The following is a 17,870-nucleotide window of genomic DNA, read 5'->3' on the forward strand; positions in this document are numbered from 1 at the left end:
CGTGCCAGGTACGAAGGCACGACCATGATATCGACGTCTCAAGCCGGCTGTGGCCGGTGCCAACTCCGCCTGGCTGGCCGAACGCTTGCGCACATGGTCCATGTCGACCGGAGCGTGAGGCACGCGCATGCGCAGCGGCGCCTGGCGATCCGGCCGTAGGACGCTCTCATCCGTAACGTGCACCAAGCAGCAGCCGCGCGCAGTGTGCGAGGTGAAGCGTGTGCCGCCCAATCCTGCATCGCTCGCTCTGATCGGCAGCTTGGACGTATCGCCATCGGCGAGGCATCGCTGGCGGGCGGCGACGCGGGCGCGCTCTGTGGAACGCCTGTAGCGCGCATCCCAGGCTTGGCGGAGTGCCACAACGCAGATGGCCCGCCTCCTTGCGGAAGCGGGCCATCGCGCGCCGATCGGCAGCGCCGCTGCCGGGACGTAGCGTGCGTGAGGCGTTATACCTTGCCGCGACGGAACATCGAGATCACTGCCAGGATCAGGAACACCACGAACAGGATCCAGGCGATGTTGGTCGCCGCACCGGCGATGCCGCTGAAGCCCAGCACAGCGGCAATGATGGCGATGACGAAGAAGATGATGGCGTAATGCAGCATGGCAATGATTCCAAAAGTTGTCGTGCCGAATCGGCGCAGACGTATCTTGTGGATGCAGCAGTCTTTATCGGGTGATGGCAATGTCGTTGGAAGATGAGGATCGCAAGCGGTTGAGTCCCTCTTCGATGCTGATGCGCGGTACATAGCCGAAGTCGCGGCGCGCCGGCTCCATGCTGTACCAGTGCGGCGTGCACAGCTGCTCCACCAGAAATCGCGTCAGCGGCACTTCGCCTGGCAGACGCAACAATGGCCACAAGGTCTCGCACACCGCGCCGATCCGGTAGGCGGTCTTGAACGACAGCGAACGCGTCACCGCCGGCGCGTCCACCGCAGCCAGCAGGCGGTTGAGCAACTCGCGCATCGGCAGCGGCTCGCCGTTGGAAATGAAGTACGCCTTGCCGGCGCAGGCCGCGCCCGGCGCAAGATGTTCGAACGCATCGAAGTGGGCCTGCGCAGCGTTGTCGATGTAGGTGCTGTCCACCAGGTTGCTGCCATCACCCACCATGCGTAACCGCCCGGCACGTGCGCGCGCCGCCAGACGCGGCAGCAGATGATTGTCGCCCGGCCCCCAGATCAGGCGCGGGCGCAATGCCACCGTCGCCAGCTGCGCGTCGTTGGCCGCCAGCACCGCGCGTTCGGCGATCGCCTTGGTGGCGGCATACGCGGCGCGCAGGTCTTGCCCATACGGCACTTCGTCGGCGCCCAGTCCTTCCACCGGGTTGGTGGCGCGATGGGTGACGCTGGGCGTGGAGGTGTAGATCAACCGCGGCACGCCGTTGGCGCGGCAGGCATCGAGCACGTTCTGCGTGCCCACTACGTTGGCCTGGTGGTAGCTGTCGTAGCTGCCCCACGCACCGGCCTTGGCCGCGTTGTGGAACACCGCATCGATACCGGCGAATGCATGCCGCACCGCCTGCGGGTCGGCCAGATCGCCGCGGATCTGGCCCACGCCCAGCGTCTGCAATACCGGGTAATCGCCACGCTGGAAGCTCACCACCTCATGCCCGCGCGCGCGCAGGCCGCGGCACAGCGCCTGGCCCAGGAAGCCGCCACCGCCAGTCACCAATACCTTCATCGCGCCATACCGTTCATTGGAGGGAGCACACCATAGCCGGCCGCCATCGCCTTGGCGAATGGCCCGCCGACACGCCGCCAGTGGGTTTGCTGCAGACCGTTATCCACGCTGTTGCGCCGCCCACACCGCCAAGGTCTCGCGGCCGATCTTGGCGTTGTGGCGGATATCCACCGGAAAGCCCGGATGGCGCAGGAAGCGCGTGATGCCGGCGGTGTGCGCCTGCGCCGCGCCCAGCGCGCGCAACGCGGTTTCCACCTGCGCAAATGCCGAGGCCGGCACGCCCGGCTGCAACTCCACGCACAGCACCGGCTGCTGTTGTCCAATCGCACCGACGCCGACCAAGGCGGTGCGACGCACCTGTGGGTGCACGTTGAACACCGGCTCCACCTGTTCGGTGTACAGCGGACCGGTGGCGGTTTCCACGCGGTGGGTCTTGCGGCCGCAGAACCACAATTGGCCTTGCGCATCGAAATAGCCGACATCGCCCATGCGATGCACGACCCGCTCGCTGCCGTCGCTGCAGCGCTCGCGAATCTTGGCGATACGGGTGGCCGCATCGCGGTTGAAATAGGTATCGGTGGCAGTGGGCCCGGCGACGGTGATCTCGCCCACCTCGCCCGCTGCCAGGACGCGTGCGCCGCTCCACTCGGCGATCGGCGCATCGTCGATGGCGATGATGCGCACCTGGTTGGGCGCGACCACCTGGCCGACACAGGTGCCGGCACCGGCCTCGGTGGCCGCACGCGTGGCATCCAGGGTGCGGCCCTCGATCGCCGCCACCGGCAGGCATTCGGTCGCACCGTATGGCGTCCAGAATTGCGCATCGGCAGGCAGCAGCGCGCGGATCTTCGCCACTACATCCGGCGGCACGGGCGCACCAGCGGAGGTGGCCAGGCGCACGTTGGGCAGCGGCTGTCCGTAGTCCGCGAGTACGCGCATCAGCGCCGGCGAGCCGAACAGCTGGGTCACACCGAAGCGTGCGATTGCGTCGTGCAACTTGCGCGGGTCGGCCGTGGCCGGGCGGGTCGGATCCATGTCCGGAATCACCGAGGTCAGCCCCAGCGCCGGGTCGAACAAGGCGAACGGCGGAAAGGTCGGCAGATCCACGCCGCCAGGCTGCATGCCGAAGGCGTTGCGCAGCAATTCGATCTGTCCGACGAAATGCCGGTGCCGGTACACCACGCCCTTGGGCACGCCGGTCGAGCCGCTGGTGAACAGGATCGCCGCCACATCATCGGCCGCGGTCTCGGCCAGCTGCGCCGCGGCGCCAGCCCCATCGCGCTCCACCCGCGCCAGGGTCACCCCGCCCCAGCCGTAACGGCCGCCGACGGTGACGATCCGCTGCGCGGACCGCGCCCAACGCAACAATCGCCGCGCCAGCTGCGCCAGCGCAATGCCGATGAAGGCCTGCGGCTGCGCTTCATCCAGGCATTGCTTGAGCGCGCGCTTGTCGATACCCGGGTCCACCAGCACCGGTACCGCACCGGCCTTGAACAACGCGAACATCAGCAGGAAGAACTCCGGCGACGGCCGCACCATCACCACCGTGCGCATGCCGCGGCCGATGCCGTGCACCGCCAGCCCGGCCGCAATCGCATCGCTGCGCGCGTCCAGTTCGGCATAGCTCAAGGTCACATCGTAGGCCGCAAACCCATTGGCGCCGCGGCGCCCCGGGCAACGGATGGCAATCTGGTCGGGGCGCTCGCGCGCCAGCTGCGGCAGCGTGGCCGCGATATTGCAGGGACTGGTCATCGCGTGATTATCGCGGATAACGCGGCAGTTACGGGCCTGCGTGCGAAAAACTTGCACAGCCTTTTCTGCCTGCGCTGGGAACGATCGCCCTGTGCGACGGGCAAGCCGCAACACAGGTAGGAGCGTGGCGGTACTCATGCACGAGGCCTGGATGTAGACGCGATGGAGACGCGTCGCACGGCTCTCGGCACCCCAACACGTGACCGCAGCTGCGCAAGCAGGGCGTGTCGTTGGACATCGGTAATTCATTTGCACGCTCTCCATGCGCACCCATGGGAGCAGGCGCTCGGCGCACGGCGTGTGCGTCGCTCCGGGCTGGCCACGTGCTGCAATCAGCGATGCTGCAACGACGATGGCACCATTGCAGAGCATGTCGCCGTCCACACTGCTGGCGAACGCGGCAAGGCGGCGCGGTGTCGCAGGGCAAGCGGCAGATCGGCGCTGCCCGACCGCCGCCGCGGATGGCGGCCCAGCCGAACCCCGTTCTGGTCCTGCCCTCGGCAGGCAGGCCCTTGCCACGCCGCCGCCCAATGAACCGCTAATGGGGCCACGCAGGCGCCCCTTGTGTCAGCGCGCAATTCGGTCAGAATGCCGCGCTCTCCACGTTTGTTTTGCCGCGCAAGGCCCGGCATGCCATGGCACATCCCTGCCTTACCTGCGGCGCCTGCTGCGCCTATTTCCGCGTCAGTTTCCACTGGAGCGAAGCCGATCCCGCGCTGGGCGGCAGGGTGCCGATCGAATTGACCGACGCGCTACGCACCCACGAACGGGTGATGCGCGGCACCTCGCAGTCGCAGCCGCGCTGTATCGCGCTGGATGCCGACATCGGCCGCTACAGCCGCTGCAGCATCCACGACCGCCGCCCGTCCTCCTGCGCAGCCGTGCCGGCCTCGCTGGAATTCGGCCAGCGCAGCGCGCAGTGCGACAAATCGCGCCTGGCGCATGGCCTGCATGCATTGACCGAAGCCGACTGGGTCGGTGTGGACGACGCGCAGCGCAATCCGCTGCCGACCCTGTAAGGTTCAGCGCGCCGCGCCGGCGCGCGCTTTTCCAGTGCGGGAAGCTGGCGCTCTACGGGCACAGCCTTGGCCGCGCAGCATGCACTGCAGTGCGGCTCCCCGCACAGCCCCGGCCGTACGGCTCAGCGACGAGCCGCAGACACCTTGAGTGAAGCACGGCCCGGGCAGAGGCGGCGACGCGCGAAAGGCCCGTCGTCGTCTTCGATGCACACGTGCGTGCGGTGCGCTACACGCGCTGGAGCGGATTGCGCTCAAGGAACGCCCGGATCGCCGGCACCAGTACCTCATGCTTGTCTTCCAGCACGTAGTGATTGGCATCGTCGAACGCGGTGACCTCGGCCTGCGGCAGCGCACGGCGGAAACCGTCCAGAAAGTGCTTGTCGAAGCAGATGTCGCGCAGGCCCCAGGCAATGAACGCAGGGCGGTCGGCGAACGAGGGCAATGCCTGCGCCGAGCGTTCCAGCAACGACCAGCCCTTGTCGGCCGGCGACAGCGGGATGTCCTGCATGAAGCGGATGGTGGAAATGCGATTGCGCCAGCTGTTGTACGGCGCCACGTAGGCGCGGCGCACGGCCGATGGCATGCGTCGCGACACGCCCAGCCAGGAGGCGCCGGACGAGAACGCGTTGAAGGTGCGGATGAACCATTCGCCCGGCCGCCAATGGCGTCCCATCGCGATCTGCCAGGGCATCGGCTTTTCCGGCGGCAGCGGAAAGGCCGCCGTGTTGGTGATCACCAGCCGCTTGACCTGCGCATGGTGCGACAACGCCCAACCGAAGCCGATCATGCCGCCCCAGTCGTGCACCGCCAACGTGATCGGGCCGGTGATGCCCAGGTGCCGCAACAGCGTGTCCAGGTCGTCCACGCGCGATTGCAGGGTGTAGTCGTAACGCGGCTGCGCGTCAGGCGCATCGTCGGGCTTGTCGGACAGGCCCATGCCGATGTGGTCGGGCACGATGCAGCGGTAGCGATCGGACAAGCCGCTCACCAGATGTCGCCACAGATAGCTCCACGACGGATTGCCGTGAAGCATGACAATCACCTCTGCAGACGCCACCTCGCCATCGCGCGGGCCTTCGTCCAGGTACGACATCGCAATGCCGGGACGCACCTCAAGGCGCTTGGGGGTGAAGGGATAGCCGGGGTAGTTCATGCCAAAAGGATCCGATTTATTTCGAGAAGAGCCAGATCGCGCTGGCGTTGGCCCGGGCGATGCGGATAAAGACTCCTGCAGCGATCACGTGTCCCTCCACATCAAACGGCAGCGATTGGCATACATTTGCAGGAATCGTAGAGATCATTGTGCTTCTTGCGGGCTTGCTCGGTAAGGCGGCAGTTGATGACTGTCGGCAGAGAGTAATTGCAGGAAGGCAGGATGCAGGAACAACTTCTCCTTGCCCAAGCGCTGCTCCTTGAGCACGCCGATATCCACCAACTCCTTGAGATGACGCGCTGCTGTCTGACGCGTCACCCTGAGCGCATCCACCACGTTCTGAATGCGGCAATAGGGTTGATTGAAAATCACATCGACAAGCTCGCGGCTATATGCCCTGGGTGCAAGAAGGCGAACGTGATCGCGCGCCTGTGCCTCCAGGCCGCGGATCGCCTGAATTTTCGCAGTTGTCCAGGCAGCGGTCTCCGCGACGGCAGCAAGCATGTAATCAATCCACTCGGCCCAGTGCCCATGCCGCGTCACGTCCAGCAGCAGGCGGTAGTAATCGCTGCGGTGGCGGAGGATGTAGCGCGACAGATACAGCACCGGAACATCGAGCAACCCCTGTTCGATCAGCATCAGCAGATTCAATACTCGCCCGGTGCGACCGTTGCCATCGGTAAATGGGTGGATTGCTTCGAATTGGTAATGCGCCACTGCCATCCGGATCAGGGGATCAACCTCGGTGTGGTCGTGGATGAAGCGCTCCCAGTTCGCGAGTTTGTCGCGCAGCAGCGTTTCGCCCACCGGCGGGGTATAGATGATCTGCTGAATCTGGTCGTTGGCCAGCGCAGTACCCGGTACCCGACGAATCTGCATTTGCACCGCCTTGATGCGGCTGCATACCACTACTGCAGTGTCAGTACATAGCGGCCGCTGCTGAAGCGATTGAAATCCTTCGTGCAGCGCACTGCGGTAACGCAGCGCTTCTTTGGTCGCGGGATTTTGGGCGCGCTCCTGATCGTCTGCGTACCGAAATAAATCGTCAGTGGTCGTGACGATGTTTTCGATCTCCGAACTTGCTTGCGCTTCCAGGACCGGAATCGTGTTGATCAACACCGTTGGGTTAGGCAACAACGCCGTGGCTTGTTTCAACTCGGCCAGGGCGGTGCGGGCAACAATGCAAGCCTTGAGCAGGCTGCGGGTTTCGATGTCTCCCGCCGGCGGCAGCGGCGGAAGCGCATTGTGGGGCTTGGTCGGATCGAAAGCGGATGTGTCGTCCATGTCACCTGCTCATGTTGCGGGAACGAACATGATGCAGAGACGAGTTCTAAAAATCCATTTTTTTTAACACGTCCCTACAGCATTTACCAAACCACTTCCGCCATCGAGCAGTTCAGTCCAGAACCAATCCCCATCAGGGCGATACGGTCGCCCTTCTTCAGGCGGCCCAGCTCCTTGAGCTTGCTCAACACGATCGGCACCGAGGCCGGCCCGATGTTGCCGTGCTCGCCGAAGATGGTCATGACCTTGGCCGGGTCGATGCCGAACGACTTCACGAACGAGGCGGTGTGCGGGCGGCTGACCTGGTGGATGACGAACTGGTCCACCTCGTCCACCGCCCAGCCCAGCACCTGCTTGGCGGCCAGGAAGGTCTTCTGCGCCAGCTTGATGCCTTCGATCAGCAGCAGGCGGGTGTCGGTGACCATGCGGTCCAGGTTGCCCCGGCACAGCTTGTTCCACTCGGTGGCCGAGCGGGTCACCCCGCCCTTGTAGCGCGGTGCGTCCGGCACCAGCTCCGAGCGCGCCATCACCATGGCGGCGGCGCCGCAGCCCAGGGTCAACGCGGCCAGCTCGTTGCGGAACTCCTCTTCGGTGACGTCCGGCGAAGTCATGCGCTCCAGGGTCTTTTCATAGACCAGGTTGGCGGTCTCGCCATCGACGACCAGCGCGTAGTCGATCTCCCCGCGCTCGAGCATGCGCGCGGCGATGTCCATGCCGTTGATGAAGGCCAGGCAGGCGTTGGCGACATCGAACGTCATGCAGTGGTCGCCCACGCCCAGGTTGCCGGACACGATGGAGGCCGTGGACGGCTCCAGGTAGTCGCGGCTGACCGAGGTGTTGACCAGCAGGCCGATCTTCTCGATCCCGATCCCGGCATCGACCAACGCCTTGCGCGCAGCCTGGGTGGCGGCGTCGGATGCCTGGACATCCTGATCCCACAGCCGCCGTGCATGGATGCCGGCAACGTCGCCCAACACGTCGGTCTTGATCCCGAGACGGTCGTAGGTCGGTTGCAGGCGCTCGTTGATTTCCTTGGAAGTCAGCGTGTGCGGCGCATCAATGTGCGCCAGTCCCGCGATGGAGACATTCTGGAAGAGCATCGAAGTAGCGCCATGGCGTCAGGCGAGGGGGCGCTAGTCTAGCTGCTGGCCGGTTTTACCGCATCTTTACAATTGAATCGCCCCCGCCCCAGCCCAACGGTTCAGCGCGGCGGGCAGCGGAAAGCGGTGAAGCGCTGGCTTCCGTCGGCCGGTTGACCCTGCGCCTGGACCGCATTGGCATTGGCGCCCGGGGCCTCGTTGCGCGCCAGCGTTTCCAGTTCTTCCTGCACGCGCAGGGGGTTGCGGTTGTAGAAGCCGACCTTGCTCTTGACCGACACCACCACCTCGCCCTGCTGCTGGCAGCCTGCCGGGACCGGCCCTGCGGGCAGCACCTGCACGCCTTTGCCGCTCTGCTCGATCGGCACCCAGGTGCATGCCGCGGCGGTGGTGGCAAGCAGAACAGACAGCATCAGCACGCGCATACGTCGTCACACCTGAGGGCAAAACCGGATTGTGCCGCAGTTGCCCGGTCGCCAAGCGCGCGGCCGGGCGCAGGCCGTAAGCCGCATTCAGCACGTTCGAACACGCCGGCCCGCTTCGCGCGCCACCACCGTGGCGCCATCGGTTGCCGGACGCCGCGTCCGGGTGTCCGGACACGGACACCATCGCCTCTCAAGAAACTCATTGAAAACAAATACATAAAGCTGGCACGCCGTTTGCTCCGGTTATCGGGCAACCGCGTCATCGGCTGAAAAATGAATTTCTGCTGAATCTTAGAAAAAGAAACGCGAAAGTTCTTGCGCTTACCGAAACGGTGTACTACCTTACTACCACACCACTTATCACACACACCAAGAGACCCCGCCATGAACGCTCAGACCCTGCGCATCGCCCTCTCCGCCGCCCTGCTTGCCGGCACCTCCCTGACCGGTTTCGCCCAGGCCGCCACCGTCACCACGCTGGACACCGTGCAGGTGCGCCCGGCTGCCGACCAGATCGCCCAGCAGACGCTGGAACGCAACAGCGACATCCGCACCCTGGCCGCCGTGCAGGTGCGCCCCTCGGCCGAGCAGCTGGCCGCCCTGGCCGCCGAACAGGCTGGCCCGCGTGTCGTCACTCTCGCGGCAGTGCAGGTGCGCCCCTCGGCCGAACAGCGTGCCGAACTGGTCGTGCGCAGCAGCGCAGCGACCGCCCAGGCCGCCTCCAGCCAGGCAGCTGCCGCGATCGGCGCGCTGATGGGCCAGGTCATCGTCAACCTGCCGGTGCCGCAGCTGCAGCCCTCGCCGGCCGAACTGGAAGCACTGGTCGGCGCCGCCATCAGCCTCTGAGCACGCGCGCGGCTACACTTGCGCGCATGCCAACACCTGTCCTCGATGTCATCCTGTTTCAACCGGAAATTCCGCCCAACACGGGCAATGTGATCCGCTTGTGCGCCAATACCGGCGCGCGCCTGCACCTGATCGAGCCGCTGGGCTTCGACCTCAGCGACAAGCAGCTCAAGCGCGCCGGCCTGGACTATCACGAATATGCGCCGCTCAAGGTGCATGCCGATCTGCCGACGGCCCTGGCGGCCATCGCGCCCCGGCGCGTCTTTGCGCTGAGCACGCGCAGCACCGTGCGTTACGACACCCCGCAATTTGCCGATGGCGATGCGTTCCTGTTCGGCCCGGAAACCCGCGGCCTGCCGGCCGAAGTGCTGGAGTCGATCCCGCCGCAGCACCGGCTACGGCTGCCGATGCGCCCGGACAACCGCAGCTTGAACCTGTCCAACACCGTGGCGGTGATGGTGTTCGAAGCCTGGCGGCAATGGAACTTTGCCGGCGGCCAGTAACCACACCCGGCAACAGCGACCAGCACGCAGCGGCTGGCATCGGCATCCATTACGCCCCGGCGCCGTTTCCAATGTACCGCGCATGCTGCGCCGACCATTGCAGACTTTGCGTGGAAGGGCATCCGCAGTGTTGCCCCTGCATGTCTCAGCATTTCCTGGCCCTTCGCGAGTTTCCTGCGCGAATGCATTCTTGTTGTCTGTCGCCGCCAGCACCGGATCGACGCTGGCCAGCGTTGGCGTCGCATCGCCTTGAACAAGCGCTGGCCGCCGCGCACCTTCCTTCAGCGTTGCGCCCCGCGTGAGCGCACGCGCGCATCACGCTGCCGGCTGCAGACCGGTGGCCGCCTGCACCATGCCGCGGCAGCCGGCCCATAGCGCCACCGCCAGCAACGCGATCGCGCCCAGGGTCAGGAACGCGATGCGATAACCGAAGGCATGCGCCAGCCAGCCACCGAACGCCGGGCTCAGTGCTGCGCCAATCCCCTGCACCGTCATCACCGCGCCCTGGCCGACATTGACCCGGCCGGTGCCTTGCAGCAGGCGCGCCACCAGGGCCGGCACCACCACGCTCTGCAGCCCGGCGCCCAGACCATCGAGCACCTGTACCGGGAACACGCCCCAGCCATGGATCACCGAGGCGGCCACCAGCGCGCGCAGCGGCAAGGCCAGGAAGGCCACCAACAACACCCACCAGTGCCCGTGCACCCGGATCCAGCGCATCGCCAGCAAAGCCACCACCACCATCGTGGCCTGCGCCACCACGATCGTGGTGGCGGTCAGCGCGCTCGGGTCGCCGGCGTGCGCCGCCACGATCGCCATGCCGTACAGCGGCAGCATCGCGGCGTTGCCGAGATGGAACAGCCCCAGCGTGACGGCCAGCAGCGCCAACGGGCGGCAGGTCAGCAAGACCCGCCAGCCGCCCAGCGTGTCTGCGCCGTCGGCATGGCGCAGGCCACGTGCGGCACGGTGATCGATGGCATTGGCCGGAATCGCCAGCACTGCCGCCAGTGCCAGCACACCAAACACCGCCGTCAGCGCAAACACCGCACCAAATCCGTAGCGCCACCCCAACCATCCGGCCAGCACTGCGGCCAGCATGTTGCCGGCATGGTTGGCGACCTGGTTGCGTGCCAGCTGATGGTCGAAGCCGCGCGCGTGCACCAACCCCAGGGTGATCCCGGTCAATGCCGGGCCGATGCCGGCCGCCGCAAGCGCCGAGGCGATCTGCGCGGCGACCACACCGGATGAGGTGGGCCGCAGCCAGATCAGCGCGGTGGCCAGCAGGATCGCCACGCAGCCAATCACCACCACCGCGCGCTTGCGCCGGGTAGCATCGACCAGCGCGCCGGCCGGCGTGGTGGCGAGCATGCCGGCGATGCCACCCACGCTCATCACCGTGCCGATCGCCGCCACCGACCATCCCCTGGACTGCAGAAACACGCTGAGAAACGGCCCCAGCCCGTCCTGCACATCGGCCACGCTGAAATGCAGCGCTTCCAGTGCGCGTGTACCGCGCGGCCTGGCCTTGGTCATCGGCATGGCAGTGCTCGGCCATGCGATGCAACGCCGGCACACAGGCCGGCGTGCGTGACCGACCGGAGGGCAACCATCTCGACCGAACACGGTGGCTGCATGTCCGGCTCCTAATGCTTGGGCTTGGGCTTGGGCTTGGGTTTGGGCTTGGGTTTGTGTGCAGGGCCGTGCGGCGGATGCGCGATTTGCTTCAGCGTCGCCGCCTTGCCGCCCAAGGCATGGGCATGGATCAGCAGGCCGTGCGGGGTTGCCTTGGTATCGCCTTCGGCAACCAACGGTTTGCCGACCACCAATTGCCTGGCGAACTGCGCGCCGGCGTGCGGCGGAAACCGCACCGTCACCTCGTCGTCGAGCAACACGCCATGCACCTGCCCGTGCGAGCCGTGCAACAGCCGCGCGATGGTGCCGGCGTGCTGGGTGAGCTGCGGCTTGGGCGGCTTGCCGGCCGGCGGCTTGGGCGTGGGTTTGGCGTGCGGCCCGTGCGGGCCCTCATCGACGATGCGCTTGCCACCCTGCGGGTCGATCGCCAGCGCCACCAGCATGTGGACATCGCGCGGCTTGAGGCCACGCACGGTCAATGCGCTGCCCGGCTTGAGCGCCTTGAGCAGGGCCGCCGACAGGTGCGGCGGGGTGTGTACCTCGGTGCCGTCGGTCAGCAGCAGGCCATCGATATCGGCCTTGGGATTGAGCAGGAAACGCGCCAGGGTGCCGCGGGTTTCGGGAAGGAAATCAGGATCGACCCAATGCATGGAGGACTCCAAAAAAGCGACCGGCACGGCCGGTCGAACCGCTGGCCGCGCAGGTGCGTGGCCAGCGGAGTTACGAACGAGGAACCTGCCGGCTCAGCGAACGGCCGGCGGCACCGGAGCGCCCGGCGGCGGCAGCGGGCCGTCCGGACGCGGCGCGGTGAACAACGCGCGCAGCGAGGCGCGGTCACGGCCCAGCTGGGTGGCTTCGATGGCGCGGCCGTCCGCGGTGGCCACGCCGAAACCGTTGGCGCTCAGCGGCGCGCCCACGCGCAGCAGGTCGGTGAACTGCAGCGCCCGGTGCGGCGGCATCCGGACCACGCTGCCATCGCTGACCAGCGCGCCATGGACCTCGCCGGCAGGCCCGTACACCAGGCGCTGGATGGTGCCGTGGGACTGCAGCGGCGTCAGTTGGCCGGGAGTCGGCGGCGGCGGTGGCGGCGCGCCGAAGGTGGGCGGGCGATCGACCACCTCGCGGCCGCTGCGGCTGGAGCGGATCGAGCTGGCCTGCAGCACCGGCAAGTTGCCCAGCCGGAAGCCCTGCACCACGACGCTGTCGCCGGCACGCACGGCAGTCTTCACCTCGCTGGACAGGTGCGGCGGGAAGCCCACCTGGGTGCCATCGCGCAGCCACAGGCCGTCGATATCGCCATTGGGATTGAGCATGAAGCGCTCGACGCTGCCGTTCACGCTCACCGGCGCGGCGGCGACGGGCGGCGGCGGGGGTGGCGCACCAACCTGGGCGGCAGCGGCGCCGATGGTGCAGGCCAGGGCGAGTGCAAGAACGGTCTGACGCATCATGGGAATGTCTCCGGCGCGGCGGAAAGGGGCCGCGTGCCAATACCACAGCAGCAATCGTGCCAACCGATAATTGGCTGTTTTATAAGGGAATTGCTGCACAAGTCAGCGAACGCAGACGTCTTGATTTCATCCACCTTGTCCGCTTTGGGGACACCCCGGAGCCGACGGTGGAGCGTGCGCAGGCGTCACAACCCGTATTCCTCCAGTTTGCGATAGAGCAGCTGCCGGTGGATGCCCAGCCGACGCGCCGCCTCGGCCCGGTTGCCCAGGCTCTGTGCCAGCGCCGCCTGGATCATCTCCCGCTCCAGGCGCGCCACCGCCTCGGGCAGGCTCCCGACCGGCGCCGGGGTCGACGGTGGCGATGGTTCGCCGGCATCGGCCAACGCCTCGTCCAGGTCGGGCGCATCGATGCTGGTACCGCGCACCAACACCTGGCTGCGCTGCATGACATTGCGCAACTCGCGCACGTTGCCCGGCCAGCGGTGCGCCAGCAGCCGTTCCTGCGCCGCCGACGACATCCCCTGCCCCCGCCTCGTGCCGCCGCGCAGGAAGTACTGCGCCAGCAGCAGGATGTCCTGGCCCCGCTCGCGCAACGGCGGCAGTTCGATCGGCACCACGTTCAGGCGATAGCGCAGGTCGCTGCGAAACCGCCCGTCGGCCACGCAGGCCGCCAGATCGCGGTGGGTGGCGGCCAACACCCGCACGTCCACCTTCTGCGGGCCACTGCCCCCCAACGGCGTCACCTCGCCTTCCTGCAGGAAGCGCAGCAGCTTGGCCTGCATCGGCAGCGGCATGTCGCCGATTTCGTCCAGGAACAGGGTGCCGCCATCGGCCTCGCGAATCAGCCCGAGCCGGTCACTGCCGGCGCCGGAGAACGCACCCTTGCGGTGGCCGAACAACTCGCTTTCCATCAACTCCAGCGGGATGGCCGCGCAATTGACCGCAACGAACGGCGCGTTGGCACGCGCACTGGCGCGATGCAGCGCACGCGCGGCCAACTCCTTGCCGGTACCGGTTTCGCCGGTGATCAGTACCGGCAGGTCGGACGCGGCCGCCAGCCCGATGCGCTTGTGCACGGTGCGCATCGCCGGGCTGTGCCCGACCAGGGCATCGTCTTCCTCGGCCGGTTGGGTGATCTCATCGGTCTCAGCTGCCGTGTCGTGCACGCGGCTCAGCAGCGCGCGCTGTACCACTTCGACGATGTCTGCGCGCCCCACCGGCTTGACCAGATGATCGAAGGCGCCCAGCGTCATCGCCTCGATGGTGTTGCCGCTGGACACATGCGCGGTGAGCATCACCAGCGGCACCTGGCGCGCCTGCGCATCGCCCAGGCGCGCCCGCAGGACCTCGATGCCATCCATGCCGGGCATGCGGAAATCCACGAACGCCATGTCGATACCGCCTTCGCTCAGTCGCGCCAGCCCGTCCGGCCCATTGTCGGCGGCGACCACGGTGTGGCCGAGCGAGCGCAAGGTGGCCTGCAAGGTCGTGCTAAACGCCGCATCGTCGTCGATGATCAGGATGCGCGCCATGGCAGCTCCACGATGAAATCGGTCAGCCCGTCGGTGTGTGCGTAGCGCACCTGCCCGCCGTGCGCGCGCACGATCTCGCGCACCAGCGCCAGCCCGAGCCCGTTGCCGTCGCTGCGCCCGCTGACGAACGGCTCGAACAGCTGCGCGGCGATCGGCTCGGCGATCGCCGCGCCACGGTTGGAGACCCGCAGCTGCAGCACGCCATCGGCTTCTGCCGCCTGCAGCGTCACCTCGCTGCCCGGCTCGGCGTGCTGTACGGCATTGCGCAACAGGTTGTGCACCGCGCGCCCGAGTTGCTGCCGATCCAGTGTCCAGCGCAGCGGCGCCGCCGGCACCTGCAGGCGGGGCGGTGGCATGTCCGGTGGCAACAGGTCCGGGGCCAGCAGCGCACCCAACCAGGCCTGCACCTCCACTGTCTCCAGTTGCAGACGGATCGGCTGCACCATGCCGAGCAGGCTCTCGACCACTCCATCCAGGCGCTGGATCTGCGCCAGCATGATCTCGGCGTGGGCGGCCGCGTCGGGCGTGGCATCACGCTGGGCGATCTCGTTCTCCACCGCCAGCCGCATCGTGGCGATCGGGTTGCGGATCTCGTGCGCCACCGTGGCCGTCATCCGGCCAAGCGCGGCCAGGCGTTCATGCCGCGATAGCTCGTCGGCCAGGCGACGCGTCTGTGCCAGCGCCTGTGCGTTGCGTTGTGCGTAGTCGTTGACCGCCGCGCCCAGCCGATCCAGTTCCGGCGCGCCGGTGGGCGGGATGTGCGGCGTCTGCGCATCGGCCGCCAGTGCCTGCTCGATACGCCGCAAGCGCTGGCTCCAGCGCCGCACCACCAGCCCCAGCGCAATCGCCGAGACCGCCACCATCGCGAAGATCAACAGCATGCCGACGACCAGCGGGCGCCAGGCATCGGCCTTGCTGGCCGGTACCCGCGTCATCGTCCATGCCGCACTGCCCGACACCAGCGGACAGGCGCTGATCAGCAGCACTTCGCGGCGACCAGCCCGACGGTACTGAACGGCAGTCCTGTCCTTCACCGCCTGCTGCGCCGTGCCCACGATGGTGGTCCATTCGGCCGCGGGAATATCGGTCTTGTGGTCGCTCCCATCGTAGGTGGGGTACGCGTAGGCGATGAAGCCCCGGTGCAGGTCCCAGACGCCACCTTCGACACCCGGCGCGTCGGCCAGCACCAGCTGCACCACCACGGCGGCCAGGCCGATTCCATCGTCGCCGGTGCGCGCCGCCTCGCTCGCCCCGGCATACCGCTGCACGATGCGCGCGCATTGCGCGCTCACTTGCTGGCGCGCTTCCTCCAGCCGCACGCCCTCGGTCTGCTGGTACAAGCCGTACAACATCGTGGCCACGCCCACACAGGCGGCCACGATGACCACCCAGATCAACAGCAATTGCCGCAGCAGCGAACGAGGCATCGAACGACCCCAGGAAGATCAGGCGGTAATGTGCAGCGCGGCCGCTGCCTCAACGCAGATTGGTCTTGACCAGCTGCAACACCTCATCACCGCGCCCGCTCATCACCGCCTTGAGCATGTACAGGCCCATGCCCTTGGCCTGTTCGAGCTTGATAGCCGGCGGCACCGCCAGCTCCTGGCTGGCGATACGCACATCCACCAGCGCCGGCCCGGAATGCGCAAATGCCTGCCGCAACGCGCGCTCCAGCTGCGAGGACTCATCGACACGGATGCCCAGGATGCCCATCGCATTGCTCATTGCGGCAAAGTCCGGATTACGCAACTCGGTGCCGGTATCCAGATAACCGGCCGCCTTCATCTCCATCGCCACGAAGCCGAGCGAGGCATTGTTGAACACCACCACCTTCACCGGCAGATTCAGTTGCGCCAGCGAGATGAAGTCGCCCATCAGCATCGCAAAGCCGCCATCGCCGGACAACGAAATCACCTGACGCCCGGGAAACGCCGCCTGTGCGCCCAGCGCCTGCGGCATGGCATTGGCCATCGAGCCATGATTGAAGGACCCCAGCAGGCGGCGCTTGCCATTCATGCGCAGATAACGCGCTGCCCACACGGTGGGCGTACCGACATCGCAGGTGAACACCGCATCCTGATCGGCGATCTGGCTGATCAGCCGGGTGACGAACTGCGGATGCAGCGGTTCGCCCGGATCGGCGGGCACTGCCAGGTCATCCAGTCCGTCGCGTGCGCTGCGATAGTGCTCCAGCGATTTTTCAAGAAAGCGGCGATCGTCCCGGCGCTGCAACTGCGGCAACAAGGCCGCGATGGTTTCGCCCACATCCGCCGCAATGCCTAGTTGAAGCGGCGTGCGCCGCCCCAGCGCGCCCGGGTCGCGGTCCACTTGTACGACGGTGGCATCCTTGGGATAGAACTGCCGATACGGAAAATCCGTGCCCAACATGAGCAAGGTGTCGCAGTTGAGCATGGCGTGGTAGCCGGAACTGAAACCGATCAAGCCGGTCATGCCCACATCGAAGGGATTTTCCCACTCCACGTATTCCTTGCCGCGCAGCGCATGCACGATCGGCGCGCCCAGCGTATCGGCCAGCGCCACGACCGCGTCGTGCGCATCGGCACACCCGCTGCCGCACAACAGGGTGACCGCCTTGCTCTGCTGCAGCAGCTCGGCCAGCTGCTGTACATCCTCGGCAGCCGGCAGCACGCGCGGCGCACGCAGCGCCGGCCACGCGCTGGACATGTGCTTGTCCACCTCCAGCAACGCGATATCGCCGGGAATCACCACCACCGCCACTCCCTGCTGCAGGATGGCCGTACGCATCGCCCGGTGCAGCACTTCCGGCAGCTGCGCCGGGTTGGTGACCAGCTCGACGAAGTGGCTGCACTCGCCGAACAATTCCTGCGGATGGGTTTCCTGAAAGTAACTCAGGCCGATTTCGGACGAGGGGATATGCGCGGCGATCGCCAGCACCGGCTGGCGGCTGCGATGGCAGTCGAACAGCCCGTTGATCAGATGCAGATTGCCCGGCCCGCAACTGCCCGCGCACACCGCCAGTTTGCCCGTCACCGCCGCCTCGGCGCCTGCGGCAAACGCGGCCACTTCCTCGTGGCGCACATGCATCCACTTGATCGTCTGCATCTCGCGCAAGGCATCGGTCAACCCATTGAGGCTGTCGCCGGTCACGCCCCAGATCCGCTCCACGCCCGCGCTCTGCAGCGTCTCGGCCAGCAACCGCGCCAACGTCTTCTTCTTGCCCACGATGCAGCTCCGCTGTTGGTTCAACGAACTGCAATGCTCCCAGCGACCATGTCACTGCAATGTGCTGGTGGACCGACGACGCGCAAGAATTGTCGTTTCTGCGGCTTTTTCAGCCTTCTGCCGATCCATGGTCACATAAGCACCAGCACGTCACGCTTTGCCTGGGCACTACGCGCATCGACAAGCCACCACAAGAAAGCGCAGCTGAATCTGGCGCGATGATTCATCAACTGCTCAGTCCAGAATTCATGTCGCGTTCCATCGAATAACGGAGAATTTACATCTCGGCAGCGAA

At 66.7% G+C, this 17,870-nt stretch carries 16 protein-coding genes; 3 read left to right on the plus strand and 13 right to left on the minus strand.

Annotated features, from left to right (window positions below):
* Positions 1 to 446: 446 nt before the first annotated feature.
* From ACCQ05_RS20505 to oleC, 3 genes are all read right to left on the minus strand, one after another.
* Entirely contained in the window at positions 447 to 605 is a 159-nt protein-coding gene (locus ACCQ05_RS20505) for a DUF1328 domain-containing protein (RefSeq protein ID WP_003468167.1), read from the minus strand.
* Between the two features lie 64 nt (positions 606 to 669).
* Positions 670 to 1,680, minus strand: a complete 1,011-nt coding sequence (oleD, locus tag ACCQ05_RS20510) for a 2-alkyl-3-oxoalkanoate reductase (RefSeq protein ID WP_104541158.1) — start codon at positions 1,678 to 1,680, stop codon at positions 670 to 672.
* Positions 1,681 to 1,779: 99 nt separating this feature from the next.
* Positions 1,780 to 3,432 carry an olefin beta-lactone synthetase gene (oleC, locus tag ACCQ05_RS20515; RefSeq protein ID WP_372392306.1) on the minus strand — a complete coding sequence of 551 codons (1,653 nt, stop codon included), beginning with the start codon at positions 3,430 to 3,432 and terminating at the stop codon, positions 1,780 to 1,782.
* A 635-nt stretch (positions 3,433 to 4,067) separates the two neighbouring features.
* On the opposite strand from oleC, the gene ACCQ05_RS20520 reads away from it, so the two are divergent.
* Positions 4,068 to 4,451 carry a YkgJ family cysteine cluster protein gene (locus ACCQ05_RS20520; RefSeq protein WP_228315516.1) on the plus strand — a complete coding sequence of 128 codons (384 nt, stop codon included), beginning with the start codon at positions 4,068 to 4,070 and terminating at the stop codon, positions 4,449 to 4,451.
* Positions 4,452 to 4,677: 226 nt separating this feature from the next.
* Here the strand turns inward: ACCQ05_RS20520 and ACCQ05_RS20525 are convergent, their stop codons facing one another.
* The 4 genes from ACCQ05_RS20525 to ACCQ05_RS20540 form a co-directional block, all read right to left on the minus strand.
* Positions 4,678 to 5,604, minus strand: coding sequence for an alpha/beta fold hydrolase (locus ACCQ05_RS20525; protein ID WP_372392307.1), 927 nt, complete (start codon positions 5,602 to 5,604; stop codon positions 4,678 to 4,680).
* A gap of 144 nt (positions 5,605 to 5,748) precedes the next feature.
* Complete coding sequence (fic, locus tag ACCQ05_RS20530; RefSeq protein WP_372392308.1) at positions 5,749 to 6,888, minus strand: protein adenylyltransferase Fic; 1,140 nt, start codon at positions 6,886 to 6,888, stop codon at positions 5,749 to 5,751.
* A gap of 83 nt (positions 6,889 to 6,971) precedes the next feature.
* Positions 6,972 to 7,988 carry a 3-oxoacyl-ACP synthase III gene (locus ACCQ05_RS20535; RefSeq protein ID WP_104541163.1) on the minus strand — a complete coding sequence of 339 codons (1,017 nt, stop codon included), beginning with the start codon at positions 7,986 to 7,988 and terminating at the stop codon, positions 6,972 to 6,974.
* Between the two features lie 101 nt (positions 7,989 to 8,089).
* The gene (locus ACCQ05_RS20540; RefSeq protein WP_104541164.1) at positions 8,090 to 8,410 is read right to left on the minus strand and encodes a DUF4156 domain-containing protein; all 321 of its coding nucleotides are present in this window, start codon (positions 8,408 to 8,410) and stop codon (positions 8,090 to 8,092) included.
* Between the two features lie 384 nt (positions 8,411 to 8,794).
* Between ACCQ05_RS20540 and ACCQ05_RS20545 the strand changes: the two genes are divergently transcribed.
* Both ACCQ05_RS20545 and ACCQ05_RS20550 read left to right on the plus strand, forming a co-directional pair.
* Positions 8,795 to 9,256: an XAC0231 family protein gene (locus ACCQ05_RS20545; protein ID WP_228963231.1), complete on the plus strand. Its 462-nt coding sequence runs from the start codon at positions 8,795 to 8,797 to the stop codon at positions 9,254 to 9,256.
* A 26-nt stretch (positions 9,257 to 9,282) separates the two neighbouring features.
* The gene (locus ACCQ05_RS20550; protein WP_372392309.1) at positions 9,283 to 9,759 is read left to right on the plus strand and encodes a tRNA (cytidine(34)-2'-O)-methyltransferase; all 477 of its coding nucleotides are present in this window, start codon (positions 9,283 to 9,285) and stop codon (positions 9,757 to 9,759) included.
* A gap of 315 nt (positions 9,760 to 10,074) precedes the next feature.
* Here ACCQ05_RS20550 and ACCQ05_RS20555 read toward each other — a convergent pair whose 3' ends face one another.
* The 6 genes from ACCQ05_RS20555 to poxB form a co-directional block, all read right to left on the minus strand.
* Complete coding sequence (locus ACCQ05_RS20555) at positions 10,075 to 11,298, minus strand: MFS transporter (RefSeq protein WP_372392310.1); 1,224 nt, start codon at positions 11,296 to 11,298, stop codon at positions 10,075 to 10,077.
* 104 nt (positions 11,299 to 11,402) lie between these two features.
* The gene (locus ACCQ05_RS20560) at positions 11,403 to 12,041 is read right to left on the minus strand and encodes a hypothetical protein (RefSeq protein WP_372392311.1); all 639 of its coding nucleotides are present in this window, start codon (positions 12,039 to 12,041) and stop codon (positions 11,403 to 11,405) included.
* 93 nt (positions 12,042 to 12,134) lie between these two features.
* On the minus strand, positions 12,135 to 12,839 hold the full coding sequence (locus ACCQ05_RS20565; RefSeq protein ID WP_372392312.1) for a hypothetical protein: 705 nt from the start codon (positions 12,837 to 12,839) through the stop codon (positions 12,135 to 12,137).
* Positions 12,840 to 13,024: 185 nt separating this feature from the next.
* On the minus strand, positions 13,025 to 14,371 hold the full coding sequence (locus ACCQ05_RS20570) for a sigma-54-dependent transcriptional regulator (RefSeq protein ID WP_372392313.1): 1,347 nt from the start codon (positions 14,369 to 14,371) through the stop codon (positions 13,025 to 13,027).
* The gene (locus ACCQ05_RS20575; RefSeq protein WP_372392314.1) at positions 14,356 to 15,798 is read right to left on the minus strand and encodes a sensor histidine kinase; all 1,443 of its coding nucleotides are present in this window, start codon (positions 15,796 to 15,798) and stop codon (positions 14,356 to 14,358) included. The genes ACCQ05_RS20570 and ACCQ05_RS20575 overlap by 16 nt, the downstream gene beginning before the upstream one ends.
* Before the next feature lie 49 nt (positions 15,799 to 15,847).
* Positions 15,848 to 17,557, minus strand: coding sequence for a ubiquinone-dependent pyruvate dehydrogenase (gene poxB, locus ACCQ05_RS20580; protein ID WP_372394199.1), 1,710 nt, complete (start codon positions 17,555 to 17,557; stop codon positions 15,848 to 15,850).
* Positions 17,558 to 17,870: the final 313 nt, after the last annotated feature.

Source organism: Xanthomonas sp. NCPPB 3582 (assembly GCF_041475735.2).
Lineage (GTDB): Bacteria > Pseudomonadota > Gammaproteobacteria > Xanthomonadales > Xanthomonadaceae > Xanthomonas > Xanthomonas codiaei.

Coding starts and splice junctions, on each gene's coding strand:
- oleD (WP_104541158.1), bottom strand. CDS start 1,680: ATGAAGGTATTGGTGACTGGCGGTGGCGGCTTCCTGGGCCAGGCGCTG.
- ACCQ05_RS20545 (WP_228963231.1), top strand. CDS start 8,795: ATGAACGCTCAGACCCTGCGCATCGCCCTCTCCGCCGCCCTGCTTGCC.
- ACCQ05_RS20555 (WP_372392310.1), bottom strand. CDS start 11,298: ATGCCGATGACCAAGGCCAGGCCGCGCGGTACACGCGCACTGGAAGCG.
- fic (WP_372392308.1), bottom strand. CDS start 6,888: ATGGACGACACATCCGCTTTCGATCCGACCAAGCCCCACAATGCGCTT.
- ACCQ05_RS20550 (WP_372392309.1), top strand. CDS start 9,283: ATGCCAACACCTGTCCTCGATGTCATCCTGTTTCAACCGGAAATTCCG.
- ACCQ05_RS20535 (WP_104541163.1), bottom strand. CDS start 7,988: ATGCTCTTCCAGAATGTCTCCATCGCGGGACTGGCGCACATTGATGCG.
- ACCQ05_RS20560 (WP_372392311.1), bottom strand. CDS start 12,041: ATGCATTGGGTCGATCCTGATTTCCTTCCCGAAACCCGCGGCACCCTG.
- oleC (WP_372392306.1), bottom strand. CDS start 3,432: ATGACCAGTCCCTGCAATATCGCGGCCACGCTGCCGCAGCTGGCGCGC.
- ACCQ05_RS20570 (WP_372392313.1), bottom strand. CDS start 14,371: ATGGCGCGCATCCTGATCATCGACGACGATGCGGCGTTTAGCACGACC.
- ACCQ05_RS20565 (WP_372392312.1), bottom strand. CDS start 12,839: ATGATGCGTCAGACCGTTCTTGCACTCGCCCTGGCCTGCACCATCGGC.
- ACCQ05_RS20520 (WP_228315516.1), top strand. CDS start 4,068: ATGGCACATCCCTGCCTTACCTGCGGCGCCTGCTGCGCCTATTTCCGC.
- ACCQ05_RS20525 (WP_372392307.1), bottom strand. CDS start 5,604: ATGAACTACCCCGGCTATCCCTTCACCCCCAAGCGCCTTGAGGTGCGT.
- ACCQ05_RS20505 (WP_003468167.1), bottom strand. CDS start 605: ATGCTGCATTACGCCATCATCTTCTTCGTCATCGCCATCATTGCCGCT.
- ACCQ05_RS20540 (WP_104541164.1), bottom strand. CDS start 8,410: ATGCGCGTGCTGATGCTGTCTGTTCTGCTTGCCACCACCGCCGCGGCA.
- ACCQ05_RS20575 (WP_372392314.1), bottom strand. CDS start 15,798: ATGCCTCGTTCGCTGCTGCGGCAATTGCTGTTGATCTGGGTGGTCATC.